We start from the raw sequence: 23,896 nt of genomic DNA, 5'->3' as shown, positions 1-23,896 counted from the left end.
CCTCTCATAAATTAATTATTATATTCGTGAATTATAACCCCTTGAACAACTCTATTAACTGTTCCATCAGGTCTTGGATTATCAGGAGAAATTCCAAGTCTTAAAGAGTTAAAGAAAGAAATCATTTGACCAAATATTATATAATTAAATGCTATAAATGTATCATCTAATTTAGATCCATTAGCTGTTATATATTTATGAGAAATTTCCTTAAGATTTTCTCTGTCAAAATAATTTAAAACAGCAACCTTTTGAGTACCTTCATCATTATAAACTTCTTTTATTAAGTCATAATCATAAAGAGCTGTATAATCATTTGTAGAGCATAAGAATATAACTAAAGTATTATTATTTATTATTGACTTAGGACCATGTCTAAAGCCTAAGATTGATTCACAAACAGTAACTTGTTTACCAGAAGTTAATTCTAAATTTTTAAGAGCCATTTCATGGCAAAGACCCTTTAAGGCGCCAGAACCTACATAAACAATTCTTTCTGCTCCTAAATCTGAAATTGCTTTTGCATCTTTCCATTGATTATCAAGAGAAGCTTGTCCTTTAGTAGCTAATTCTTCAACGATTTTTTTATTTTCTTCTAGATTAGCTATATCAAATAAAAGTAGAGTAGCTAATGTCATACAAGTAAAGGAACTTGTCATAGCAAAACTCTTATCATTTGATTTTTCTGGCATTAATAAAACTAAGTTTCCTTCTTTTTCTTGAGACTTCTTAGCAAGCTCACCCTCTTTATTACAAGTAACAACTATGTGTGCTAGATTTTTAACTTTCTTTTCAAATAAATCATAAGTTCCAACACTTTCTGGGCTATTACCAGAACGAGCATAAGAAACTAAGATGGTATTTGCATTTTCATCTATATATTCATCTGGATTTGAAACGAAGTCAGTAGTTGCTATAGCTTCAACTCTTTTACCTAACTTTTTAGCTAAATAAAGATATATGGTATCTCCAACATAGGCAGATGTTCCTGCTCCAGTTAAGATTATTCTTACATTGTCTTTATTTAAATTTTTTTCTAAGAATTTATTTATAGCTTCTTTATTATTTTCTACTATGTTTAAAGTCTCTTTCCATAATTCTGGTTGTTGATATATTTCATTGGCTGTATAAGTGGCTTTTAAGCTGGATAATTCTTCTTGAGTAAATCCAAAAATTTTATTCATAAATCTCACCCCTATTATAATGTTGTCATTACCAGTTGGTAGAAATAAAAAAGCACCAAAGATAATGATGTTATTACAAGTTAATATTACAATATTATCATAATAAATGTCAATAATTTACTAGTAACTTTGAAGAAATACCAATATAAAATTAAAAAGCGTATATTAATATTGAATGCTAATTATTTAAAAATAAAATGAGCATATATAATTACATATGCTCATTAAAAAATAATTATTTATCTTTACCAAAAACTTTTTCTTTTAATTTAAGTCCTGTTTTAGTAATTGCTAAACCACCTAAGGCAGTTTCTCTTAGAGAAGCAGGTAAAGATTTTCCTACTCTATACATAGCTTCAACTGTATCATCAAAAGGTATCTTGCTATGTATGCCTGCCATAACTAAGTCGGCAGTTGTTAAGGCGCTAACTGCTCCTGCAAAATTTCTTTTAGCACAAGGTACTTCTACTAAGCCAGCTATTGGATCACAAACTAGACCAAGTATATTTTTAAATACTATTGCCCCAGCATCTAAAGCCATTTCTGGAGTTCCACCCATCATTTCTACAGTGGCAGCAGCTCCCATAGCAGCAGCAGACCCACATTCAGCTTGGCATCCACCTTCAGCACCGGCTAATGTTGCATTTTGCGCAATTATCATACCTACAGCAGAGGATGCTAATAAACCTTGAATAAGTTCTTCATCACTTAGATTTAATCTTTCTCCTACAGTCAATATTACAGCTGGTAATATTCCGCAAGAACCAGCTGTTGGGCATGCCACTATTCTTCCCATAGAAGCATTTACTTCTGAACAAGATAAGGCTCTTGCCATAGCGCCAACCATAACATTCCCAGTTAAAGTATCCCCTTTTTCTAAGTATTTTTTTAATTTATAAGCATCTCCGCCAATTAATCCACTTACAGAATAAACTTCTTTTTCTTGCCCTTCATTAGCTGCTTCTTTCATAACTTGAAGAACTTTTTCCATACCTTTTATTACATCTTCTCTAGTACAGTTTTTACTTTCCATTTCATATTGAATAGCGTATTCAGCTAAGGAGAAATTATTCTCTCTACATATTTCTAATAATTCAGCACCGCTTCTTGCAATCATCTAAATATCCTCCTTTACTGGGTTTATAACAACTAGTTTTTCAACAGCTTCAACTTTCTTAATTTCATCAATAATGTCCTTTGTAATAGGGCTATCCATTTCAAAGACCATTCTTGCAGCCTTTCCTCTTTCTGTTCTAAAGACTTTCATGAAAGCTATATTAATATTATGCTCATAAACTATGGCTGTTACTTTAGATACAGCTCCAGGAACATCTTTATGTGAGATTATTAGTGTTGGGTATTCACCAGTAAATTCAACAACGCTACCATTTACCTCAGTGATTTTAATACTTCCACCACCTATTGATGATCCTACTATTTCATGAAAAACACCATCAATATCTTCAATTATAAATTTAACTGTATTAGGATGTGCATCTCCTAAATCAACTTCTTTAAACTCTATTTCAATATTTTTTTCTTTTGCTATTTCTAAAGAATTTCTAAGGTGTGTATCAGAAGGTTCCATTCCAAGGATACCTGCTACTAAAGCTTTATCTGTACCATGACCTTTATAAGTTTTGCCAAAAGAACCGTGTAAAAGAAAAGTAACTTTTTTCATTGGTTTACCACAGATTGCTCTAGCTACTTTTCCAAGTCTAGCAGCCCCTGCAGTATGAGAGCTAGATGGTCCAATCATAATTGGTCCAAGGATATCGAAAACACCATATGTATTCATTTTTTATCCTCCTTTGTTATATTTAATAAAATAAGATTTTTAGTGTCTAATTAAGTAATTCTTTCGTTAAATATAGTATAACATTTTTAAAAATCAAAATTGAAATTTTATCTAAATTTAATGTTAATAATTTAATTAGTTTTAGAAGTAAAAATATTTAGTAAAAAATCAATTTATTGATAAGAATAAGTATAAGGAAAAGAGTAATATTAATGAGAATTTTGACGAAGAAATATTATTAAATTAAATATTATTTAATTGAATTAAATAAAATGAACTTTAGGACTAAAAATATGTTAAAATATTCGTTTTTATTGCCTTGACCTAAGAGTTTTACTCTGTTAATATGGTATAGGACAATGAAATTTATAGCAAAAATACCTATAAATACGAACGTTGTCTACTCGGAAAAAGTTAATCAACCGTTATGGTTTATAAAAAAAGAATGTTAATGTTCTTTTTATAAGGAGGAAATAAAAAATGTCAGCATTTGTTGTATTAGGAGCTCAATGGGGAGACGAAGGAAAAGGAAAGATGACAGATTACTTAGCAGAAGAGGCAGAAGTAGTTGTTAGATTCCAAGGAGGAAATAACGCTGGACATACAGTTGAAGTTGAAGACAAACAATACAAGTTACACTTAATACCTTCAGGAATATTACATGACGAGAAATTAAACGTAATAGGAAATGGTGTTGTAGTAGATCCTAAAGCACTATTTACAGAAATAGATTATTTAGAAGGCTTAGGAGTAAAAGTAACTCCAGAGAAATTAATAGTTAGTGATAGAGCACATCTTATAATGCCATACCACATAACTTTAGATAAGTTAAAAGAAAAAGCTAGAGGAAAAAATGATATAGGAACTACTTGCAAAGGAATAGGTCCTTGTTATACAGATAAATATGAAAGATCAGGAATAAGAGTTTGTGACCTTATGCACAAAGATTCTTTTGCTGAAAAATTAAGAATAAACATCGAAATGAAAAATGGATACATCAAATTATTAGGTGGAGAAGAGTTAAACTTCGATGAAATATACAATGAATATATGGCATTTGCTGAAAGATTAAGACCATATGTTAAAGATACTTCAGTTGAAATATACAACGCTATCCAAGCTGATAAAAATGTATTATTTGAAGGAGCTCAAGGAATGCTTCTTGATATAGACTATGGAACTTATCCATATGTTACATCATCAAACACAACTTCATGTGGAGTTGCTAGTGGAGCAGGTATAGGACCAAACATGGTAACTAATGCTGTTGGTATAGCTAAAGCTTATACTACAAGAGTTGGTAAAGGACCATTCCCAACAGAGCTTGAAAATGAAACTGGTGATTGGATAAGAGAAAAAGGTCATGAGTACGGAGTAACTACAGGAAGATCAAGAAGATGTGGTTGGTTAGACCTTGTTATCTTAAAAACTACTACAAGAGTTTGTGGATTAACTTCATTAGTAGTAACTAAAATAGATACATTAGCTGGATTAGATAAAATACAAATGTGTGTTGGATATGAATTAGATGGAAAAGTTATAGATTACTTCCCAGCTAGTTTAGAAGATTTAGCTAGATGTAAACCAGTATATGAAGAGTTCGAAGGATGGGGAGAAGAAGTTGCTGATGCAAGAAGCTACGAAGAGTTACCAGAGAACGCTAAAACTTACTTAAGAAGAATAGAAGAGTTCACAGGAACTAAAGTTTCTATAGTTGGTGTTGGACCAAAGAGAAACCAAACTATAAGAGTAAGAGAAGAACTTTAATAAGTAGTAAAGAATAATTACTTTAAAATAGCTTAAGATTATTTAATCTTAAGCTATTTTTTATTTTAGGGTATAATATTTTTAAATTAATTTAGAATAAAATTATGTAATTTAAGAGGAGAATTGTATGGGATATATAATGGATTTAAGAAAAGAACTTCCTAATCCACATAGACCACTTATAATGTGTTCAGCTGGAATAATAATAATTGATAAAAAGGGAAGGGTATTATTACAAAAAAGAACTGACAATAATAAATGGGGACTTCCTGGAGGAAGTTTAGAGCTTGGCGAAAGTTTTGAGGAAGCTGCTATTAGAGAGGCATACGAAGAAGTGGGGCTTAAGGTCAAGAGTTTAAGCTTATTTAATGTTTACTCTGGTAAAGAGTGTTACAATAAATATCCTAATGGGGATGAAATTTATAACGCATCTTCTATATTTATTTCAAATGATTATGAAGGAGAAGTAATCTTAGATGGAGAAGAAAGTGCAGATGCTGTATTTTTTAAAAAGGTAGATATTCCTTCACTAGAAGAGGTTAATCCTCCAGATAGGATTGTGATAAAAGATATAATAGAAAAATTAAATATAGAAAAGTATATATAAGTTTTATTTTAAATATTATAATTCAGAGTGAAATACTTGTATTTGAAATTTATAGGGAGTATAATTAAGGATATAACTTTTAATTTAATTAAGAGAGGTGTAGTTTATTATGATAACTAAAGACATGACAATTGGAGAAGTAATAAGAAAAATGCCAACAGCTGCTGAGGTATTAATGAGCTTTGGTATGGGATGTGTTGGATGCCCATCAGCTCAAGCTGAAACTTTAGAAGAGGCTGCAATAGTTCATGGAATAAACTTAGACGATTTAATAGAAGCTATAAATAACATAGAATATTAATTTTAAGCTCTGTTTAAAATAAGAAGTGCTTTTTTAATAGGTGCTTCTTATTTTTATACTATTTACTTTAAAAGTTAATTATTAAGTTTAAATATAAGATTAATTTAAATACATTGTTTATAAATTATATATTTAAAAAATTTTTTTGAAAAAAATAAAAAATAACTATTGATAAATAATAATTATTATTATATAATAATGACATAAGGTTGATGAGGAAATACATCAACAAAAAAACACTTAAATAAAGACTTTTAAATTATGATATAAATTGAAATTAGATAAATTGTTTGTTTTGTAGGAGGAATAAGATTATGAAAAAATTTGTTTGTACAGTATGTGGATATGTTTATGAAGGAGAAAAAGCACCAGAAAAATGTCCAGTATGTGGAGTTGGAGCTGACAAGTTCATAGAGCAAGGAGAAGACCTAGCATTTGCAGATGAGCACAGAATCGGAGTTGCTAAAGGTGTAGATGAAAGAATAATCGAAGGATTACAAGCTAACTTTGTAGGAGAATGTACAGAAGTAGGAATGTACTTAGCTATGTCAAGACAAGCTGACAGAGAAGGATTCCCAGAAGTTGCTGAAGCTTATAAAAGAATAGCTTTCGAAGAAGCAGAACATGCTGCTAAATTCGCAGAAATGTTAGGAGAAGTTGTAGAAGCTGATACAAAAGCTAACTTACAAGCAAGAGTAAATGCAGAGCATGGAGCTTGCCAAGGTAAGAAAGATTTAGCTACTTTAGCTAAACAATTAAACTTAGATGCAATCCACGACACAGTTCACGAAATGTGTAAAGATGAAGCTAGACACGGAAAAGCTTTCGCTGGATTATTAAACAGATACTTTAAATAAGAATCCATCACAAATTGTTTGTATTGATATATTTATAAAGAAAACACCACTAAAACACCTAGTTTAGTGGTGTTTTTCTAGTTTGAAAGGTATTTTTTGATTTGATATACTTCCAAATGAGGAGTGATTAAAATGGGGAAAGCTTATGAAAAAGTTTATGAAGTTACTTATGGAGAAACAGATGGAAGAAAAGACTGTAGAATAACTTCAATGATGAACTTCTTTTCAGACTGTTGCTTAAGTCAAGAAGAAAAGAATTCAATGAACTATGCAGATAATAGCAGTGAAACTACTTGGGTATTTTTTGATTATGAAATAATAGTTAATAGATATCCAAGATATAGAGAGAAAATTAAGGTAAAAACTTATGTTGAATCTATAAGAAAGTTTTATTCTAACAGAGTATTTGAGGCTTATGATATGGATGGGGCCTTAGTAGCTAGGGCTGATGTATTAGCCTTCTTAATAAACAAAAAAACTAGAAGACCAGCTAGAATAAGCGATGAAGAATATGAGATTCATGGATTAAGTAAGGAGTCTTCAAAATTATTAAGAAAAAAATTAAACTTTGAGAAATTTGATAAAGAAGATTTAGAGATGAATTTTCACATAAGATATTTAGATATAGATCTAAATATGCATGTAAGTAATATTAAGTATGTAGAGTGGATTTTAGAAACAGTACCAGTTGATATTGTTCTAAATTACAAAATGAAAAAAATAAAAATAAAATTTGAAAAAGAAATTACATATGGTCATAATGTAATTATAAAGTCAAAAATAATTAAGGGTGAAGATGAAGTAAAGGTTCTTCATAAAGTAGAAAATGAAGAGGGAGAAAGCATTACTTTAGCAGAAACTTATTGGTATTAAAATTTTTCTAGGAGAATTAATTATGAGCGAAAATAAATTTATGAAAAAATATGATGTACTATATTATGATTCAGATGTTAATAAAAACATAAGAATGGTTCCACTTATGAAAATCTTTGGTGATGTATCTGCAATCCATGAGGAAGAGTTAGCTTATGAAGGAATTAAGTATTTAAAAGATCATGAATTAAGTTGGATTATTTATAGTTATTCAATAGATATAAAAAAGCCAATACCATATAAAAGTTCAATAAATGTGGAAACTTATCTAGAAGGAATAAAGAAATTTTATGCTTGTAGAGTATATAAAGTTTATAATGAAAAAAATGAACTTGTGGCTGAAGGAAAGATTATTTTCTTATTAATAGATTTAGAAAAGCGTAGAGCTGTTAGAATACCTAAAGAGTATTGTGAGTTAATAAACATGAGTGATACTGGAGAGGTAGAGTTAAAATCAACTAAAGTTGAAAAATTAATTAGAGAAGATTTAGAATCAAATATTTCTGTAAGAAGAAGTGATATAGATTTTAATAAGCATGTTAATAACACTAAATACTTAGAATGGACTATGGAAGCTACACCAGAGTGTATTTTAGATGAATATAGCCTTATATCAGCTAAAATAAAGTATGAGAAGGAAGTTAGACTTGGAGATGATGTAAATATTGTTTGCCAATGGGATGAGATTGAAGAAGGTTATAAGTGCCTTTACAAGATTGTAAACAATAGGTTAGGAGAAGTTTCAGCTTCAATAGAAACAATTTGGAAAAAAGAGTTTTAAAAGTAATAAAACCCTCGGTATGGCTAGGAGTTTTTAGCCTAGTTATACCAAGGGTTTTGTATTAAATAAAAATAAATTTTATTTAATTAAAAAATATATTATTCATAGAAAATATATTACTGAAGGGTACAAGAAAGTGCAGCAGTAAATCCAGAACTCCAAGCCCATTGAAGATTAAATCCACCACAATCTCCATCTACATCTAATAATTCACCACAAAAATAAAGGTTATCTACTAACTTTGACTGAAGAGTTTCAGAATCAACTTCCTTTGTATTTATTCCACCAGTAGTTACCTGAGCTGCTTGGAAGCCATTTGTTCCAATACATTTAAATTCCCAAGATTTCATAAGGTTTATTAAGGCTTTTTTCTCTTTCCAAGTAAGTTCATAACATGGTTTATGTAAATTATCTATACCTGCTTCTCTTAATAATATAGGTATCATTTTTTTGTTAACAACACCTATAAGTGAGTTTATAACTTCTCTACAAGAAAAAACAGCAAAATGTCCTTCTAAGAAATCTTCTAATTCCTTTAATGATTTATCAGGCATCATATCAACTAAGATTTTAACCTCTTTACCTTTAAAGCATCCTAAGGAAGCTTCTCTAGATATTTGTAATATTGGAGGGCCAGATATGCCGTAGTCTGTAAAAAGAATCTCTCCAAATTCTTTTCTAATACTTTTTCCATCACATAAAACTTCAGCATAACCATTAAACTTTATTCCTGATAAAGCTTTAAGTTTATTGTGAGATAGTTTTAATTGTACTATAGCTGGATTAGGTTCAATAATAGAGTGGCCTAAACTTTTAGCAAGAGTATATCCAGAGCCATCAGAACCAGTTTTAGGAGCAGATTTTCCTCCACAAGCCATTATTAACTTTTTACACTTAATCACAGGTGAATCCTCATTTCCTGTGGATAAAGTAAATTTACCCTTAGATTTGTGGATAGATTTTACTTTGTAAGAATTATAAACAGGAATTTCACGTTCTTCTAAGGCCATTTTTAAAATATCTACAACAGAAGAGGCCTGTAAAGATTGAGGATAATTTTTCCCTTTTTCAAGTTCTATTATTGGTAATCCTAGATTAAGAAAAAAGGCTTTTGTATCTTCTACAGAAAATTTATTTAAAGATTTAATAAAAAATCCATCATTTGCACTATGAAAGTTTTCAAATGGAAAACTTATTAATGAATTTGTTATATTACATCTACCGTTTCCTGTAGTAAGAATTTTTTTACCTATTCTGTCTGTTCCTTCAACTATGGCAACATCTAATCCAAAATTCTTTGCTGTAATTGCAGCTGTCATACCAGAAGCTCCGCCTCCTATAATAACTACATCATGGTATATCATAAGTTTAATTTCTCCCTTCTAAATTTGTATATATTAATAATCAAAATAATTTTCTAAAATTCTTATATGTTTAATCATAACATTTCTAAGTTTGAATTGTATCATATTTGACTAGTAATAGATACTTAAAGAGAAGAAATTATAAGGTTATATTATTTTATTTAAGGAGTAATACTAAATAATGAGGTGAATATTATGAAATTTAGGATTACCAATGAAAATATAGAGGGGTATAATACAGAATTAAAGATTAGAAGAATGAATTATGATCAAGTAGTGGTAAATTATCAAAATAATTCTGGAATAAAAACATTTAAAATTAATGAGGGAGAATTAGTTTCAGAAGGAGAAGTTGATGATATAATTAAAAAATACAATGACTTATTAAAAATAAAAATAAACAGAGGAACATCAGCTTTATTTTATAAAGGTATAATAGATTCAATTGAAGAATCTATTGAGGAAGTAAAATCCTTAAAAGTTTTAAATGATTTTACTAAATCAACAAGTAAAAGAGGAATTTGGGATAAAGAGATACTTATATACCTAAACGAAAGCTATCCAATAAAAATTGAAGCAAGTGGAAGAAATTTTAGGGAAGATAGTTATAAGTTCAATATTAAGGTTCTAGAAGAAGCAGAATTCATTGAAATGTGCCATTTTAATATAGGAAAATTAAAGAATCAAATAGGTTGGAGAGAAAGGCAGTTAAATGTCTATAAAAAAATAGTTGAAAAAATAGAAAAAGAGAGTAATTTTGAGTAAAATGGCGAATTGTAATTATAATTTTATTAAATAGCTATAAATGGCCTAAAATAACTAAAAAAAGTGTTGACATAACTTTAGTTTTTGGGTATTATATTCCTTGTCAGGTCGCCAAGTGCGAAAGACGAAAAACAAAATAAACAAATTTAGTTTAAAGCTAAAACTGGTCAAAAATGATGTGGTTTTAAGAGTTAATGTGGCCCCTTGGTCAAGCGGTTAAGACACCACCCTTTCACGGTGGTAACAGGGGTTCGATTCCCCTAGGGGTCACCAACATGGTCGCATAGCTCAGCTGGGAGAGCACCTGCCTTACAAGCAGGGGGTCACAGGTTCGATCCCTGTTGCGACCACCATAAAACTTTTAATGGCTCAGTAGCTCAGTTGGTTAGAGTGCCGGCCTGTCACGCCGGAGGTCGAGGGTTCGAGCCCCTTCTGAGTCGCCACATTTTTGGCCCCTTGGTCAAGCGGTTAAGACACCACCCTTTCACGGTGGTAACAGGGGTTCGATTCCCCTAGGGGTCACCATATTACGGTCGCATAGCTCAGCTGGGAGAGCACCTGCCTTACAAGCAGGGGGTCACAGGTTCGATCCCTGTTGCGACCACCATAAAAGTTTTTAATGGCTCAGTAGCTCAGTTGGTTAGAGTGCCGGCCTGTCACGCCGGAGGTCGAGGGTTCGAGCCCCTTCTGAGTCGCCAGTTTTGGCCCCTTGGTCAAGCGGTTAAGACACCACCCTTTCACGGTGGTAACAGGGGTTCGATTCCCCTAGGGGTCACCATATATACGGTCGCATAGCTCAGCTGGGAGAGCACCTGCCTTACAAGCAGGGGGTCACAGGTTCGATCCCTGTTGCGACCACCAAAACTTTTAATGGCTCAGTAGCTCAGTTGGTTAGAGTGCCGGCCTGTCACGCCGGAGGTCGAGGGTTCGAGCCCCTTCTGAGTCGCCACATGCTGGTGTGGCTCAATTGGCAGAGCAGCTGACTTGTAATCAGCAGGTTATCGGTTCAAGTCCGATCATCAGCTCCAAAGAACTTCAGTTAAACTGAAGTTTTTTTTTATTCTTTTAGAGAGTAATTCGCCATTTAATTTATTTATGCAAAAAAGTACACCTTATCTTTTAAGTAAGATAAGGTGTATTTTTTCTTTTTTGAAGATTTTTCTTTATTCTTATGTCATCTCCGTAAGTTTTAAATAGAAGAAAGTTTCCTAGCAATCTAGAAGTTATTCTTTCTGCATAAGCTTGCTTCAATTCAGGAAGATTTAAATTTGTAGATATAATCATCTTTTTATTTAATAATATTTTTTTGTTTAGAAGGGTAAATAACTCAGTTGTAGAGAAATCAGTTATTTGTTCTGCGCCTAAGTCATCTATAACAAGTAAGTCACAATTTATAAGCAAATCTTCTAATTCATGATCATTATTAAATCGTATTTCTCTAAGATTTCTAATAAGTTCATCTGATGTTCTATAAACTACAAGAAATCCATTATCTAATAATTCTTTAGCTATGCAATAAGTTAAAAATGTTTTTCCAGTTCCAGGACTACCATAGAAAAGTATATTTTCATTATGCTTATCAAATTTAGGGATATATCCATTAACCATTTTATCAATGATTATTTGCATATTTTCTCTTGGAGAATATTTTTCATTACCATTATTTAAAGGAGAAAAAACATTTATATCAAATTTTGAAAAATTATTTAGCTTTAAAGCATCAGCCATATGAGAATTTTCATAGTATATGTCTACAAGTTTTTTCTTATAACAAATACATTTTTTAGTGCCTATATATCCTGTATCTTTGCAAGATTGACAGGTATAATGCATATCTAAATAATCTTTTGGATATCCACTCATAGCAAGTAGTTGATCTTTTTCATCTCTAAGATTTTCAATTTCTTTTTTTAATTTTTCAAAACTTTCTTTTTCATGTTTTCTTAAAGCAAGCATTGAAAGTTTTAAAGAAAGCTTATTTATTTCTCTTTCATACTCAAAAACTTGAGGTAGCTTTTCTTTTAACTCTTTTTGTCTATTAGCTAGATTTGATTTTTCTTTTTGACGGATTTTTTCATACATATCCATCAATTGACTTTTATAACCTTTAATCATTCAATATCCCATCCTAACAATTGTTTTTCTAAGGAATCATAGTCATAATCTCTTTGGGTAAAGTTTGCTTCTCTAGCTGGTTTCTTTTGAATTGGAGCTGAATTATTTTTGTTAAATGGTTTTTTTATACTAGATGTCTTTTTAATATCTTTTTTTGCCACATCATCAAGCGTTTTTATACCATCTTTAAACCATTTACCTAAGATACCATCTATATATTTAAAATCAGCTCTGTTTAAACGTTCAAAGCATATATCACAAGCCTTAAGTATTAACTCAACAGAGAAGTTATAAGTTAAAAGCCACTTTTCCATCATAGTTTCCTGTGGCTTCATTATTTCGGTATTTTGAATTCCTAAATACTTAAGAATTTTTCTTATTTTAACCCATTTGTCTTCTGTTTTAGTTATATAAGCTTGAGCTTCCTCTATTGATTTTATTCCGGCATTATGCCATCCAAGAGCCACTGTCTCTATGTATCTAACATCTTTTTTACCCTTAGATACACAGTACTCTATTAGTATTAATATAAGCTCTGAGGAAAAATTAAGCTCTGTTTGCCAAGAAAGATAAGTTGTCATTTCCTTTGTGGATAAAGGACGACATATAAGCTTTTCTATATCTTTGAGCATATCCTTAGTGTTATTTTCATCAAGGGCTGATAATAAATCAACAGAGTTTTGACTTGATGAATGATTACCTTCTGATAAGTCTAAAAATTCTATTTTAAAGTTATTCATTTTATCTATAGGAACTAGTTTTATAACACCTTCGTCATGCCAATAATTAAGAGCATTCATTATATCTGATTCTAAAAGATTTAAGTTTGTTGCTAAAATTGAAGAGTTAACTCCAGGTTCTCCAGTGAAATTATATTTTAGCAATAATAAATAAACCTTAATAAATTCTCCACGAGCTTTAGGCATATATTCTTCTAGGAATACATTACTAACAGGAGTAAACTTAGTGGCTGAGTTTTTTAACATAAAAGTACTCAAAAAATAACCACCTTTCTAGATTTATAAATAGTCTAAATTTTAAAATGTATATAAATAAAAAATAGACTATGTTTAATTATATCAAAGTGTCTTTTCTATAACAATAAAGGAGGCTTCTATAAATTGCAAAAAATATTTTATTTACATGAATAATTTTTTGTTAAGTGGGAACATTAATTTACGTGTTTAAATTTATACTAAAATTTTTATTAAAAGGAGAATTATGAATATGAGTATTTCAGAGGGTGAGGGGAGAAACTTTATTAAAGTTTTTCTAATTACCTTAATTATTTTATTTTGTACAGTTAAAACTAATGTTTTTGCTAACTCTTTATATCAAAGATGGGGAAGTGAAAAACTTATTTTTGTAAATATGCCTTGTATGGCTAATGTTTATGTGGAGGCTTATGAATTATCTCTAAATAACAAAGGTATAGGGTATATAGGAAATCCTGATACAGTTGAAACTGTTTTAAATAAAATAAAACAAACATACATAGATAAGGCTTCTGAAAAGGGAGTTTTAGTTAAAGAAGTAAATTTTGATACAAAAATAGATTTAAAAAAGAAAATGATTCAATCTAAAGATTTAAGTTCAGTAGAGGATATAACTTCAAAGATAATGCTTGCTAATGATATTTTAGAAGAGTCATTACTAGATGTAACTATTGAAGCTGAAATTGATGAAGTGGCATCAATAGAGCCAGCAGTTGAAGTTATAAAACTAGAAGACAAGTATTTAGGAGAAAATACTATTAAAGAAGGAAAATGGGGAGAGAAAAAGGTTAAAAAGAAAGTAACATTTGTAAATGGAAAAGAATCAGAAAGTGAAATAATATCTGAATCAGTTTTGAAAGAAGCTGAGAGTACAAAAATATATAAGGGAATAAAAAATCCAATTAACTCTAATATGGCATTTTTAACTCATCCAACTAGAGGAGGAGTTATAACATCTGTCTTTGGAGAAAAGAGTAGAGGAGGCCATAGAGGGGTTGATATAGCGGTTCCTAGTGGAACACCAATAGGAGCTGCTTTTGATGGTGTAGTAAGTTTTGTTGGATATGACGACATATATGGCAATATGGTTAAGATAAAACACGATGATAATACAGAAACTCTCTACGCTCATGCTAGTTATATATTAACTGAGCTTGGAAAAGAAGTGAAAAAAGGTGAGACTATTGCCAAAGTTGGTAGTACTGGAAGAAGTACGGGGCCTCACCTGCATTTAGAACTTATATATAAGGGTAATCCTATTAATCCTGTAGATTATATAAGTTAGTTTTAAATATTTTCAAGTAAAAAAGATAAATCTATGACTCCTTCTCCAACAGAATCAGAAGGTAGTTCATATTTATTATTAGAAGCTATTTTTAATAAAGAACATAAATCTTTGTAATTTAGTTCTGGCTTGGCCTCTAAAAGTAGTGCACATACTCCAGATATGTAGGCACAGGCTAAGGAGGTTCCTTGAAAGACTGTGTAACTACTATCTAATTTATGAGGATATAGTTTTATTCCATTTCTTTCAGAAATATATTTTTTATCTGAGTTTAAGCACATTATATTAGCACAGGCTGCACAAAAATCTGGTTTTTTCACATTAGAATTTCCAGATGAAGAAAATTTAAAAGTTGTTGTTGGTGTCTTTGTAGAATCTATACCACCAACTGTTATACACCAAGGAGATAATGCTAAGCCTTGAATAGTGTTATCTCCTTCTATACTTCCAGAAGGGACAACAGGAATAATATTTTTACTAACTGCTAACTTAAAAAGTTCGTTAAAGTAATCTGATATTTTAATATTATGGCTAGTAAGTTCAAAAGGTAAACATAAAACTCTTATAGGATTATTCTCTTGATTTATAAGAGTTTCAATGGCGAAAAGTATATCTGAAACATAGCCCTTTCCATTAGCATCAAAGGCCTTTATACAAGATATTTTGGTGTTTTCTGCAATTCCTCTAAAAACAAGCTTTGATGAATATCCACTTCCACATATAATCCCACTTAAAGCAGTTCCATGTCCATTATCATCATAAGGATAAGAATAGTTGTTTAATAAATCTAAAAACATATCTATTTTGTTTGTAGGATTTGTTAGATCTTGATGAGGATAGACTCCACTATCAATTAAACCAATAGATACATTCTTGCCAGTAAAATTAAAAGATTTATTGGTGGCAATTCTATTAGCAGTACCTATACTAAGCCCACAAAGTATAGCATGGTCATCAAAAGAAATAAATTCTACCTCAGGATATTCAATTAACCTATTAATAGCTTTTGGTGTAAGAATAGCGCAAATCAAATTTAATGACTTAATTTCTCTTATAACAATACCTCTAAGCTTAGGTATTTTCTTTGTTATATCTTCCATAAATTTTTTGCATTTTATAAGAACTCTATAATTCGTATAATAAGAGCGATTTATATAAATTTTTAGATTGCTATCCAATTTTTGTTTTATTGAAAACATAATAAATACTCCCATATTATTTATTATTTTATAATATATGAATGGGAGTATGATTTTGACAATGTATTAACTTTTCCATTTAAAAATGATAATTCCAACTATCATTAATATGATTCCTAAATAATTGTGGGCAGCAAATCTGATTTTTTCACTATCAAAAAGGGCAAAAGCATCTATTATTCCTGCTGTTAAGAGTTGGGATATTAAGATTATTGATATACCAAAGGTTGGTCCTAAGCTTCCTACAGCAGCCATAACAGTATAGGTTATAACAACACCAATTGCTCCTCCTAGTAGATATATTTTGTTTACAGAACGAAGTTCAGAGTAATTACCGTTTCTTAGCATAAGCATAATAAGCAGTGCTAAAACAAAAGCAGACCCTTGAACTATGGTATTTGTTTCCCAAACACCTATCTTTTCTGAAACTCTTGTGTTAAAAACTCCTTGGATACTCATTGCTGCTCCAGAAATAATTGCTAAAATAATACCAAGCATAATAAATCACCTCAAGCTTAGTATTTCCACAAATAAAAAAATAACTCTCTAAATTTTAGAGAGCTATCTTACAACAATCATTTTTGAAAAAAATTTCTTCTATTTGATTTATTGAAAAACCTAAGCTTATTCCTAAGCTTATAAAATCTTCAAATAATGTTTTATAGTGATCAATAGATGGAGATATTATTAAGTCATTTACATCTATAAGTAAAGTTAAAAATTGATCGCTTAAACAATAATCATTTGGTTTAACTATTAATTTCTTTAAGCAAGTATAATTTTTATTTAAGCCTATAGTAAGGATTTGTTTTAAACAATCGATATATTTTTCTAAAACTAATTGTTTTGAAACTCTAGATTTATTGCTATCATTCCAATAAATAAAGCATTTTGTTTCATCAGCTAATTCGCTTATTTTAACTTGAAGCGCTAAGTACATTCTAGTTGCAACTTTATAGTCATTTAAATTACTATCGATAACAAGTTCCTTGTTAAACTTATCTTGTTGAATAAAAAAATTATCTAACTCCATGAGTATATCCCCCTATCTTCTTAAGCAAAAAATGCTTACTAGTTAATTTTACAGAATCTTTTCACAATTGAAAAGGAGCGAAAACGAATACAAATCTAAAAAGTTACGAAATGTTAATTTACAATTATTTTAACCTAAGTTAATTGAATATATGTCATATAAATATTAATATAAATAGACACAATATAAATTATTTAGTAATTTCTTAGATCGTATGATTTTACAGGGATTTCTCTTTTGTTATTTTGAAATCTCCAAAGTTCTATTTTAGAAATTTTTAATATGTTCTTTTGAGAAGATTCTCTTAAGTTAAAAACAGTAGGTTGCGTATTATTCTTTTTATGATTTTCTTTAAAGTTAGGGGTGTTTATAGGTATGTATAGAGGAGAGTCAACACGCTCCCTAACATTAAAACCATGTAACTTTAACATATCATTGAATAATCTATGAATTTTTTTAATATAACCTTTGTTTTCGATTTGTAAGTTTAGAGCTTTATTAGTACTTTCATTAAACTCAGCACTACCAGTTAACTCTATCTTAAATTTCTTATAAGGTTTGATTAATTTAAGGACCACTTCATCTAGTTTATCTAGATTGGGGTTATCAATTGTTTCAAGAGGAATGTGTAAACTTATATGATTTCTTGGTAATTTGTATTTCCTTAATAAACCTCTTTGAAGTGATTCAAGGGATTTACAAGACTCCTCATCAAACAATGCTACTAAATAATATTTCATAACAAAACCTCTCTTGAATATTAGTTTGTTCCAAATAAATACAAACTTTGTTATAAATTATAACATATAGAATTTTTAAAAAAAATAATAAGAGAGAAATTTCAGAATAAAAAGTATTTTTAGACAATATAAATTGGGTAAATTTTAAAAGTAAACAATAAAAAAAATCTTTAAATATTAGCTTATTATGATATAATGAAAATTATGAGTAATACTTTAAATTTCACGGTTTAGCCAGTTTAAATATGGTTAATCGAAATAAAAAATTTAACTAAACAAGAATAAAAAAGAAGAAAATGGTAATTGTATACATATAAAAAATTAGCAAGGGTGAATTGTATGAATAGATTAATTATAAATGGCGGTAAAGCTTTAAAGGGATCTATAGAAATAAACGGAGCTAAAAATGCTGCCGTAGCTATATTACCGGCAGCTATACTAGCTAGCAAAGGTGAATGTATTATTGATAATGTACCAGATATAGCTGATGTACATTGCTTAGAGAGAATAATTAGATCATTAGGATGTAATGTTGAAAAATTAGATAATAACACATTAAAGATAAATGCTGAAGAAATAAAAACTGTAGAAGCTTGTGGAAATGATGTAAGAAAAATGAGAGCTTCTTATTATTTCATAGGAGCACTTTTAGCACGTTTTAAAGAGGCTAAAGTTGAACTTCCAGGAGGTTGTCCAATAGGAGTTAGACCTATTGACCAACATATAAAAGGATTTGAAGCACTAGGAGCTAAGGTTTCAATAGAGCATGGTGCTGTAAATATAATGGCAGAAAAATTAATAGGAACAAATATATTCTTTGACGTAGTAAGTGTTGGAGCTACTATAAACCTTATGATAGCGGCAACTTTAGCAGAAGGAACTACAGTGTTAGAAAATGCTGCAAGAGAGCCACACGTAGTAGACGTAGCAAACTTTTTAAATGCTATGGGAGCTAATGTTAAAGGGGCAGGGACGGATGTCATAAGAATCAAAGGTGTTAAGGAATTAAAAGGCTGTAATTATAGTGTTGTACCTGATCAAATAGAAGCAGGAACATTTATGATAGCAGCGGCAGCTACAAGAGGAGACGTAACAATTCAAAATGTTATACCAAAGCACTTAGAATCAATTTCAGCTAAGCTTTTAGAAATGGGAGCTAAAGTAGAAGAGGGAGACGATAGTGTTAGAGTTTATGTTGATGGAGATTTAAAAGGAGTAAATTTAAAAACTGCTCCATATCCAGGATTCCCAACAGACGTTCAACAACCAATGTGTACTCTACTATCTACAGCTAAAGGTAGAAGTATAATAGTTGAAACTATATGGGAAAATAGACATAAGCATGTAGATGAACTTAAAAAAATGGGAGCTACTATAAAAGTTGAAGGAAGATCAGCTATTATAGATGGTGTAGATAGACTTACAGGGGCTGTTGTTAAGGCTACTGACTTAAGAGCAGGAGCTGCAATGGTTATCGCAGGTTTAATTTCTGATGGAGTTACAGAAATAACAAGTATTGAACACATAGATAGAGGATACCCTCATATAGAAGAAAAGTTCAGAATGCTTGGTGCTGATATAGTCAGAAAATAAGAACAATAAATGGGGGAAATATATGATTTTTTGTTCACTATATAGTGGAAGCAGTGGTAATAGCATATTAGTAGGTTCAAAAAAAACTAAAATACTAATTGATGCAGGATTATCAGGCAAAAAAATAATAGATGGTTTACAAGAAGTAGGTCAAAATCCAAATGAGATTGATGGTATTTTCATAACCCATGAGCATAGTGACCATATAAAAGGAGCAGGTATATTATCAAGAAAATTTAATATACCTATATATGCAAATGAGCTTACTTGGAAAGCCATGGAGAAATCCCTAGGAAAAATAAAAGAAGAAAATATAAAAATTATGCCTAAGAGAAGCACCATGAGTTTAAATGATTTAGATATAACATCTTTTAATACTCCACACGATTCTGTGGCTTCAACAGGTTATACTATAAAGCACAAAGGAAAAAGTGCAAGTATTGCGACTGATATTGGAACATTTACAGAGGAAATATTAAGAAATATTAGAGAATCTGAAGTTATTTTATTAGAATCAAATCATGATGTACAGATGGTTAAGTTTGGACCATACCCTTATGAACTAAAAAGAAGGGTACTTAGTGAGGTTGGACATTTATCTAATGAAGATTGCGGAAAAGCTATCGTTGATATAATGAAGCATGATAAGCATAGAAAAATAATATTAGGTCATTTAAGCAATACTAATAATGTGCCAGAATTAGCTGAACAAGCTGTTATTAATGTATTAAATGCACATAAAATTAACATAGGGAAAGATTTAGAGCTTAAGTTAGCAGATAGACATAAACCAAGTAGTTATATAAGTTTTTAAGTAAGGGGAATTTATATGAAAAAAGGGATGATTTTATTAATTCTATCATCTTTTTTGTTAGTTGGATGTGACAGCATAAAAATGGATAAGTTAGCAGCTAACAATAATGAGAGGGTAAAAACAATAGCTAATGATTTAATAGGAGATATTGATTTATCTTTATACTTTGATGGAACTAAGGATGAACAAAATCCTAAAATAGAGCAACAAGAAATACTTGTTGATGGTGATGAAATTTTAGGGCAGTATTTAATACAAGCTCTTATTCAAGGGCCATCTCAAAAGGGAAGTTTAGCTCCTATATTACCTAAGGATACTAAATTATTATCTTTTGATATAAAAGATGATATTGCAATCATAAATTTAAGCAAAGAAGCTATTGTAAATATGAGTGCAACTAAAGAACAGGCAACCTTAGAAGGTATAATAGCTACAATAACCCAAATACCAAGTATTAATAAGATTAATATACTTGTTGATAATCAAATGGTTGATTCATTAGGTGGTAATTTTGACATTAGTAAACCTTTCGGAAAAGAAGATATACCTAATTTAAAGATAAATAATTAGGGAATTTGTAAAAATGTAAACAAATAATTTCATATGTATTAAAAATATATATTTTATATGTTTATTAATTAGTAAAATATTGAAATATATTGTCTAAATTATTATAATTTTGATATAAAGTTGATTAAAAAGGAGAAGGAAGTATGAGTTTATATAAGCAATGGACAGACATGGTTGTAGAATATGTTAAGGTTAAGGGAGAAGCTGCATTCTGGAAAGAATATAGTGATGTAGAAACTAAAATATACAAAGATTTATTAGCTAATCACAAAGAAGTTAAGAAAGCTACAATTGCAGATTTAGCTAAAGAATACGGTACAACAGAAGAGTTTGTAATGGGATTCGTAGATGGAATAAACGATAGTTTAAAAACTCCATATGACTTAGAAAAAGTTGAAAGCAATACAGAATTATCATTTGATATAGACTTTGAAAATTTATACTATAATATGTTAGATGCAAAAGCAGATTACTTATTTAACTTACCTCAATGGGATGCTATATTCTCAGGAGAAAAGAGAAGAGAAATCCAATTCAGATACAGAGATTCAAAAACTGTAAGAAATGAAGAAGTTAAAGTTGGAAGAAATGAACCATGTCCATGTGGAAGTGGAAAGAAATATAAAAAGTGTTGTGGAAAATAATTAATTTTTTGAATAGGTAGACCTAGTCTACCTCTTTTTTATGTGCTTTTTTAAGATTTTAATATGATATAATTTAAGTATTAATTATTTTGGGGGAGTTTATATTATGGATAAGAATGTTATGTGGTTAAGAGAATGTAGAATTAATAAAGTTATAAAAGCTTTAGAAGAAAATAATATGAATGGATATTTAGTAAATTCAAAAGAAGAACTTATAAGTAAGATAGAAGAATTAACTAATAGTGGAGATATAGTAGCTTGTGGAGGCTCTATGTCCTTATTTGAAGCTGGAGTTATAGATCATCTTAGAAGTGGAAGATATGAATTTTTAGATAGATATAAAGAGGGGTTAAAACCTGAAGATATAAAAAAGATATACAGAGGTGCCTTTTCATCAGATGTATATTTCACAAGTACAAATGCAATTACTGAAGAGGGTGAAATATATAATGTTGATGGTAATGGAAACAGAGTAGCAGCTATGCTTTATGGACCAGATAAGGTCATAATTGTAGCAGGATATAATAAAATTGTTGAAAATTTAAGTGAAGCTATACAAAGAAATAGAAGGATTTCAGCTCCTGCTAATGCAAAAAGATTAAATAAGAAAACACCTTGTGCTAAGGTGGGAAATTGCATGGATTGTAAAAGTCCAGAAAAGATATGTAGAGAATATACTTTAATCAGAAGTCAAAGTAATTCAAATAGAATACATGTAATATTTTTAAATGAAGAATTAGGATATTAAAATTTACAAGTAAGAACATGTAAAAATGTTCTTACTTTTTTTATAAATCTGAATTTGATACAGAATGATAATTTGTAAATAATTATTATTAAATGTATTGCTTTGCAATTATTAAATTTTGAAAATTAATAAAGTCTTTTTATTAAGAAATTAATATTACTAAATTGTAAGTAGAATACAATGGTATTATAATATGAACATGGTTCAAATAAAAAAGGAGATGAAAGTAATGTCAAAAGAATTAATTATAGCAATAATATTTATGAATTTAGCACTATTATTTTATAGTATAGGTGTTTGGTCTGAAAAGATTCAAAAAACTTTAAAACTATGGCACTTAGCATTTTTCTACTTAGGTCTAATTTGTGATACTACAGGAACTGGAGCTATGGAAAAGATAGCTGGGGGAATAAACTTTAGTTTCCACACAATAACAGGTGGAGCAGCATTAATATTAATGTTAGTACATGCTATCTGGGCAACTGTAGTTTTAGTAAAGAAAGATAAAAATATGATAGCTAAATTCCACAAATTTAGTATAATTGTTTGGGTAATTTGGTTAATACCATTCTTTACAGGAGCTGCAATGCATATGCTATAAAAAGTTTAAAAGACTATGTAAGAATATATCTTGCATAGTCTTTTTTATATATAAAAATTAATATTTTAGTTTTAAAATATTATGGTATTTAAAATTTATTAAGACCATGTACTAAAAATTAATAACTCATTTATATATCTCACTAATTATGAATTATTAATAAGAGGTATAGGGTATTTTATAGGATTACTAAGAGCTTTACTTTATGGTAATATTATTGGTAGTTAAAACTAGGAGGGCGAAAGATGAATATAACAGTTATTTCAGTAGGGAAACTAAAGGAAAAGTATTTAAAGCAAGCTATAGATGAGTATTCAAAAAGATTAAGTAGATATTGCAAATTAGAAATAATAGAACTTCCTGATGAGAAAACACCAGATAATGCTTCAGAAAAAGAGGAGCTTCAAATAAAAGAAAAAGAAGGTAAGTTAATACTTTCAAAAATAAAGGATAATATGCATGTAATTGCTATGGATTTAAAAGGTAATGAAATAACTTCTGAGAAATTTTCAAAGTATATAGAGAATTGTGGAGTTATGGGAAATTCAAATATTACCTTTGTAATTGGAGGAAGCCTTGGTTTATCACAAGAAGTAATAAAAAGAGCTGATTACAAATTATGCTTTTCAAAAATGACATTTCCCCATCAATTATTTAGAGTAATGTTATTAGAACAAGTTTATAGAGCATTTAGAATTATGAAGAATGAACCTTATCACAAATAATGGATATTTTTACTTTAAATAGATTAAAATGAATTAAGAGAAATAGACTAAATAAAACTTAATATAAATGATAAACTAGTTGAATATCTAGTAAAATAAGGATGAGTACCTATTAAGGGTATTCCTTTTTCTTTTATGTTAAGAAATATTCGATTAAAGGTGTTGAATTTAGATATAGTTATATAGAAAAAAATGTATTAATTTTAAATAATTAAAAAAAATAAATATAAAAGGTTGTAAATAGTTAAGTACTATGTTATACTAAAATAGTAGCAGAGTAGCTAACAAAAAAAGTTTCATTTAGATAAATAGTTCTCAAAATTAGAGATTATATATCCATTTAGAATCTTTAATTTTAGGAGGAATGTTTATGTCAGATAAAACATTAAAATGCAGAGATTGCGGAAGTGAATTCATATTTTCAGTAGGAGAGCAAGAATTCTACAAAGAAAAAGGATTTGAAAATGAGCCAACAAGATGTATATCTTGTAGAAGAGCTAAAAAAGAGCAAAATAGAAGATAATTTTAGATTATTAT

The 23,896-nt window shown here is 29.5% G+C and carries 26 protein-coding genes and 10 tRNA genes; 26 read left to right on the top strand and 10 right to left on the bottom strand.

What is annotated here, in order from left to right; all coding sequences use genetic code 11:
- Positions 1-11 precede the first annotated feature (11 nt).
- The 3 genes from CPF_RS14480 to sdaAB form a co-directional block, all read right to left on the bottom strand.
- Complete coding sequence (locus CPF_RS14480; protein WP_011591189.1) at positions 12-1,184, bottom strand: SIS domain-containing protein; 1,173 nt, start codon at positions 1,182-1,184, stop codon at positions 12-14.
- Positions 1,185-1,419: 235 nt separating this feature from the next.
- Positions 1,420-2,301: an L-serine ammonia-lyase, iron-sulfur-dependent, subunit alpha gene (sdaAA, locus tag CPF_RS14475; protein ID WP_003451046.1), complete on the bottom strand. Its 882-nt coding sequence runs from the start codon at positions 2,299-2,301 to the stop codon at positions 1,420-1,422.
- Positions 2,302-2,982 (bottom strand): L-serine ammonia-lyase, iron-sulfur-dependent subunit beta, encoded by a 681-nt coding sequence (gene sdaAB / locus CPF_RS14470; protein ID WP_003459996.1) that lies wholly within the window; start codon positions 2,980-2,982, stop codon positions 2,302-2,304.
- Positions 2,983-3,462: 480 nt separating this feature from the next.
- On the opposite strand from sdaAB, the gene CPF_RS14465 reads away from it, so the two are divergent.
- From CPF_RS14465 to CPF_RS14440, 6 genes are all read left to right on the top strand, one after another.
- The gene (locus CPF_RS14465; RefSeq protein ID WP_003450991.1) at positions 3,463-4,749 is read left to right on the top strand and encodes an adenylosuccinate synthase; all 1,287 of its coding nucleotides are present in this window, start codon (positions 3,463-3,465) and stop codon (positions 4,747-4,749) included.
- 127 nt (positions 4,750-4,876) lie between these two features.
- The gene (locus CPF_RS14460; RefSeq protein WP_003472888.1) at positions 4,877-5,356 is read left to right on the top strand and encodes an NUDIX hydrolase; all 480 of its coding nucleotides are present in this window, start codon (positions 4,877-4,879) and stop codon (positions 5,354-5,356) included.
- Between the two features lie 109 nt (positions 5,357-5,465).
- Positions 5,466-5,657, top strand: a complete 192-nt coding sequence (locus tag CPF_RS14455; protein ID WP_003451010.1) for a DUF1858 domain-containing protein — start codon at positions 5,466-5,468, stop codon at positions 5,655-5,657.
- A 314-nt stretch (positions 5,658-5,971) separates the two neighbouring features.
- Positions 5,972-6,514, top strand: coding sequence for an NADH peroxidase (locus CPF_RS14450; RefSeq protein ID WP_011591188.1), 543 nt, complete (start codon positions 5,972-5,974; stop codon positions 6,512-6,514).
- A gap of 132 nt (positions 6,515-6,646) precedes the next feature.
- Positions 6,647-7,387 (top strand): acyl-[acyl-carrier-protein] thioesterase, encoded by a 741-nt coding sequence (locus CPF_RS14445; RefSeq protein WP_011591187.1) that lies wholly within the window; start codon positions 6,647-6,649, stop codon positions 7,385-7,387.
- A 22-nt stretch (positions 7,388-7,409) separates the two neighbouring features.
- A complete protein-coding gene (locus tag CPF_RS14440) occupies positions 7,410-8,168 on the top strand; it encodes an acyl-ACP thioesterase domain-containing protein (protein ID WP_003456854.1) in 759 nt (252 codons plus the stop codon).
- A gap of 116 nt (positions 8,169-8,284) precedes the next feature.
- Here the strand turns inward: CPF_RS14440 and CPF_RS14435 are convergent, their stop codons facing one another.
- A complete protein-coding gene (locus CPF_RS14435; protein ID WP_003456905.1) occupies positions 8,285-9,532 on the bottom strand; it encodes an NAD(P)/FAD-dependent oxidoreductase in 1,248 nt (415 codons plus the stop codon).
- 195 nt (positions 9,533-9,727) lie between these two features.
- On the opposite strand from CPF_RS14435, the gene CPF_RS14430 reads away from it, so the two are divergent.
- From CPF_RS14430 to CPF_RS14380, 11 genes are all read left to right on the top strand, one after another.
- Complete coding sequence (locus CPF_RS14430; protein WP_011591186.1) at positions 9,728-10,297, top strand: hypothetical protein; 570 nt, start codon at positions 9,728-9,730, stop codon at positions 10,295-10,297.
- Positions 10,298-10,495: 198 nt separating this feature from the next.
- Positions 10,496-10,570, top strand: a tRNA-Glu gene (locus CPF_RS14425).
- A 4-nt stretch (positions 10,571-10,574) separates the two neighbouring features.
- Positions 10,575-10,650 (top strand) — tRNA-Val (locus tag CPF_RS14420).
- A gap of 13 nt (positions 10,651-10,663) precedes the next feature.
- A tRNA-Asp gene (locus CPF_RS14415) sits at positions 10,664-10,740 on the top strand.
- Positions 10,741-10,747: 7 nt separating this feature from the next.
- Positions 10,748-10,822 (top strand) — tRNA-Glu (locus CPF_RS14410).
- Positions 10,823-10,828: 6 nt separating this feature from the next.
- Positions 10,829-10,904: transfer RNA gene (locus tag CPF_RS14405), tRNA-Val, on the top strand.
- Between the two features lie 14 nt (positions 10,905-10,918).
- Positions 10,919-10,995, top strand: a tRNA-Asp gene (locus tag CPF_RS14400).
- Between the two features lie 5 nt (positions 10,996-11,000).
- Positions 11,001-11,075: transfer RNA gene (locus CPF_RS14395), tRNA-Glu, on the top strand.
- Between the two features lie 7 nt (positions 11,076-11,082).
- Positions 11,083-11,158: transfer RNA gene (locus tag CPF_RS14390), tRNA-Val, on the top strand.
- An 11-nt stretch (positions 11,159-11,169) separates the two neighbouring features.
- A tRNA-Asp gene (locus CPF_RS14385) sits at positions 11,170-11,246 on the top strand.
- Positions 11,247-11,249: 3 nt separating this feature from the next.
- Positions 11,250-11,325 (top strand) — tRNA-Thr (locus CPF_RS14380).
- A gap of 91 nt (positions 11,326-11,416) precedes the next feature.
- On the opposite strand, the gene CPF_RS14375 is transcribed toward CPF_RS14380, so the two are convergent.
- Positions 11,417-12,412: an ATP-binding protein gene (locus tag CPF_RS14375; RefSeq protein ID WP_003456704.1), complete on the bottom strand. Its 996-nt coding sequence runs from the start codon at positions 12,410-12,412 to the stop codon at positions 11,417-11,419.
- On the bottom strand, positions 12,409-13,410 hold the full coding sequence (locus CPF_RS14370; RefSeq protein ID WP_003456897.1) for a DnaD domain protein: 1,002 nt from the start codon (positions 13,408-13,410) through the stop codon (positions 12,409-12,411). The genes CPF_RS14375 and CPF_RS14370 overlap by 4 nt, the downstream gene beginning before the upstream one ends.
- 229 nt (positions 13,411-13,639) lie before the next feature.
- On the opposite strand from CPF_RS14370, the gene CPF_RS14365 reads away from it, so the two are divergent.
- Positions 13,640-14,692: a M23 family metallopeptidase gene (locus CPF_RS14365; protein WP_011591185.1), complete on the top strand. Its 1,053-nt coding sequence runs from the start codon at positions 13,640-13,642 to the stop codon at positions 14,690-14,692.
- Positions 14,693-14,694: 2 nt separating this feature from the next.
- On the opposite strand, the gene CPF_RS14360 is transcribed toward CPF_RS14365, so the two are convergent.
- From CPF_RS14360 to CPF_RS14345, 4 genes are all read right to left on the bottom strand, one after another.
- Positions 14,695-15,891 carry a S8 family serine peptidase gene (locus CPF_RS14360; protein ID WP_004456928.1) on the bottom strand — a complete coding sequence of 399 codons (1,197 nt, stop codon included), beginning with the start codon at positions 15,889-15,891 and terminating at the stop codon, positions 14,695-14,697.
- Between the two features lie 66 nt (positions 15,892-15,957).
- On the bottom strand, positions 15,958-16,389 hold the full coding sequence (locus CPF_RS14355; protein ID WP_003475850.1) for a DMT family transporter: 432 nt from the start codon (positions 16,387-16,389) through the stop codon (positions 15,958-15,960).
- A 55-nt stretch (positions 16,390-16,444) separates the two neighbouring features.
- Entirely contained in the window at positions 16,445-16,924 is a 480-nt protein-coding gene (locus CPF_RS14350; RefSeq protein WP_003456877.1) for a dUTP diphosphatase, read from the bottom strand.
- A 194-nt stretch (positions 16,925-17,118) separates the two neighbouring features.
- Positions 17,119-17,664: a 2'-5' RNA ligase family protein gene (locus tag CPF_RS14345; protein ID WP_011591184.1), complete on the bottom strand. Its 546-nt coding sequence runs from the start codon at positions 17,662-17,664 to the stop codon at positions 17,119-17,121.
- Positions 17,665-18,003: 339 nt separating this feature from the next.
- Here CPF_RS14345 and CPF_RS14340 point away from each other — a divergent pair, with 339 nt between their 5' ends.
- The 8 genes from CPF_RS14340 to CPF_RS14305 all read left to right on the top strand — a co-directional run bounded on the left by CPF_RS14340 (position 18,004) and on the right by CPF_RS14305 (position 23,882).
- Positions 18,004-19,257 (top strand): UDP-N-acetylglucosamine 1-carboxyvinyltransferase, encoded by a 1,254-nt coding sequence (locus CPF_RS14340; RefSeq protein ID WP_003456772.1) that lies wholly within the window; start codon positions 18,004-18,006, stop codon positions 19,255-19,257.
- Between the two features lie 22 nt (positions 19,258-19,279).
- Positions 19,280-20,071, top strand: a complete 792-nt coding sequence (locus tag CPF_RS14335; protein WP_011591183.1) for an MBL fold metallo-hydrolase — start codon at positions 19,280-19,282, stop codon at positions 20,069-20,071.
- A gap of 15 nt (positions 20,072-20,086) precedes the next feature.
- A complete protein-coding gene (locus CPF_RS14330) occupies positions 20,087-20,641 on the top strand; it encodes a GerMN domain-containing protein (protein WP_003456832.1) in 555 nt (184 codons plus the stop codon).
- A gap of 143 nt (positions 20,642-20,784) precedes the next feature.
- The gene (locus CPF_RS14325) at positions 20,785-21,285 is read left to right on the top strand and encodes an SEC-C metal-binding domain-containing protein (RefSeq protein WP_003456869.1); all 501 of its coding nucleotides are present in this window, start codon (positions 20,785-20,787) and stop codon (positions 21,283-21,285) included.
- Positions 21,286-21,391: 106 nt separating this feature from the next.
- On the top strand, positions 21,392-22,033 hold the full coding sequence (locus CPF_RS14320) for a lactate utilization protein (protein ID WP_003456852.1): 642 nt from the start codon (positions 21,392-21,394) through the stop codon (positions 22,031-22,033).
- Positions 22,034-22,262: 229 nt separating this feature from the next.
- Positions 22,263-22,634 (top strand): HsmA family protein, encoded by a 372-nt coding sequence (locus tag CPF_RS14315; protein WP_011591182.1) that lies wholly within the window; start codon positions 22,263-22,265, stop codon positions 22,632-22,634.
- 245 nt (positions 22,635-22,879) lie between these two features.
- Positions 22,880-23,359, top strand: a complete 480-nt coding sequence (rlmH, locus tag CPF_RS14310) for a 23S rRNA (pseudouridine(1915)-N(3))-methyltransferase RlmH (protein WP_003456814.1) — start codon at positions 22,880-22,882, stop codon at positions 23,357-23,359.
- 370 nt (positions 23,360-23,729) lie between these two features.
- Positions 23,730-23,882 carry a zinc-ribbon domain-containing protein gene (locus CPF_RS14305; protein WP_003479385.1) on the top strand — a complete coding sequence of 51 codons (153 nt, stop codon included), beginning with the start codon at positions 23,730-23,732 and terminating at the stop codon, positions 23,880-23,882.
- Positions 23,883-23,896: the final 14 nt, after the last annotated feature.

This window comes from Clostridium perfringens ATCC 13124 (assembly GCF_000013285.1).
GTDB lineage: Bacteria > Bacillota > Clostridia > Clostridiales > Clostridiaceae > Sarcina > Sarcina perfringens.
Note: the sequence above shows the minus strand (reverse complement) of the source record. Positions and strands in the feature narration are given on the sequence as shown.

Coding starts and splice junctions, on each gene's coding strand:
- CPF_RS14480 (WP_011591189.1), bottom strand. CDS start 1,184: ATGAATAAAATTTTTGGATTTACTCAAGAAGAATTATCCAGCTTAAAA.
- sdaAA (WP_003451046.1), bottom strand. CDS start 2,301: ATGATTGCAAGAAGCGGTGCTGAATTATTAGAAATATGTAGAGAGAAT.
- sdaAB (WP_003459996.1), bottom strand. CDS start 2,982: ATGAATACATATGGTGTTTTCGATATCCTTGGACCAATTATGATTGGA.
- CPF_RS14465 (WP_003450991.1), top strand. CDS start 3,463: ATGTCAGCATTTGTTGTATTAGGAGCTCAATGGGGAGACGAAGGAAAA.
- CPF_RS14460 (WP_003472888.1), top strand. CDS start 4,877: ATGGGATATATAATGGATTTAAGAAAAGAACTTCCTAATCCACATAGA.
- CPF_RS14455 (WP_003451010.1), top strand. CDS start 5,466: ATGATAACTAAAGACATGACAATTGGAGAAGTAATAAGAAAAATGCCA.
- CPF_RS14450 (WP_011591188.1), top strand. CDS start 5,972: ATGAAAAAATTTGTTTGTACAGTATGTGGATATGTTTATGAAGGAGAA.
- CPF_RS14445 (WP_011591187.1), top strand. CDS start 6,647: ATGGGGAAAGCTTATGAAAAAGTTTATGAAGTTACTTATGGAGAAACA.
- CPF_RS14440 (WP_003456854.1), top strand. CDS start 7,410: ATGAGCGAAAATAAATTTATGAAAAAATATGATGTACTATATTATGAT.
- CPF_RS14435 (WP_003456905.1), bottom strand. CDS start 9,532: ATGATATACCATGATGTAGTTATTATAGGAGGCGGAGCTTCTGGTATG.
- CPF_RS14430 (WP_011591186.1), top strand. CDS start 9,728: ATGAAATTTAGGATTACCAATGAAAATATAGAGGGGTATAATACAGAA.
- CPF_RS14375 (WP_003456704.1), bottom strand. CDS start 12,412: ATGATTAAAGGTTATAAAAGTCAATTGATGGATATGTATGAAAAAATC.
- CPF_RS14365 (WP_011591185.1), top strand. CDS start 13,640: ATGAGTATTTCAGAGGGTGAGGGGAGAAACTTTATTAAAGTTTTTCTA.
- CPF_RS14360 (WP_004456928.1), bottom strand. CDS start 15,891: ATGTTTTCAATAAAACAAAAATTGGATAGCAATCTAAAAATTTATATA.
- CPF_RS14355 (WP_003475850.1), bottom strand. CDS start 16,389: ATGCTTGGTATTATTTTAGCAATTATTTCTGGAGCAGCAATGAGTATC.
- CPF_RS14350 (WP_003456877.1), bottom strand. CDS start 16,924: ATGGAGTTAGATAATTTTTTTATTCAACAAGATAAGTTTAACAAGGAA.
- CPF_RS14345 (WP_011591184.1), bottom strand. CDS start 17,664: ATGAAATATTATTTAGTAGCATTGTTTGATGAGGAGTCTTGTAAATCC.
- CPF_RS14340 (WP_003456772.1), top strand. CDS start 18,004: ATGAATAGATTAATTATAAATGGCGGTAAAGCTTTAAAGGGATCTATA.
- CPF_RS14335 (WP_011591183.1), top strand. CDS start 19,280: ATGATTTTTTGTTCACTATATAGTGGAAGCAGTGGTAATAGCATATTA.
- CPF_RS14330 (WP_003456832.1), top strand. CDS start 20,087: ATGAAAAAAGGGATGATTTTATTAATTCTATCATCTTTTTTGTTAGTT.
- CPF_RS14325 (WP_003456869.1), top strand. CDS start 20,785: ATGAGTTTATATAAGCAATGGACAGACATGGTTGTAGAATATGTTAAG.
- CPF_RS14320 (WP_003456852.1), top strand. CDS start 21,392: ATGGATAAGAATGTTATGTGGTTAAGAGAATGTAGAATTAATAAAGTT.
- CPF_RS14315 (WP_011591182.1), top strand. CDS start 22,263: ATGTCAAAAGAATTAATTATAGCAATAATATTTATGAATTTAGCACTA.
- rlmH (WP_003456814.1), top strand. CDS start 22,880: ATGAATATAACAGTTATTTCAGTAGGGAAACTAAAGGAAAAGTATTTA.
- CPF_RS14305 (WP_003479385.1), top strand. CDS start 23,730: ATGTCAGATAAAACATTAAAATGCAGAGATTGCGGAAGTGAATTCATA.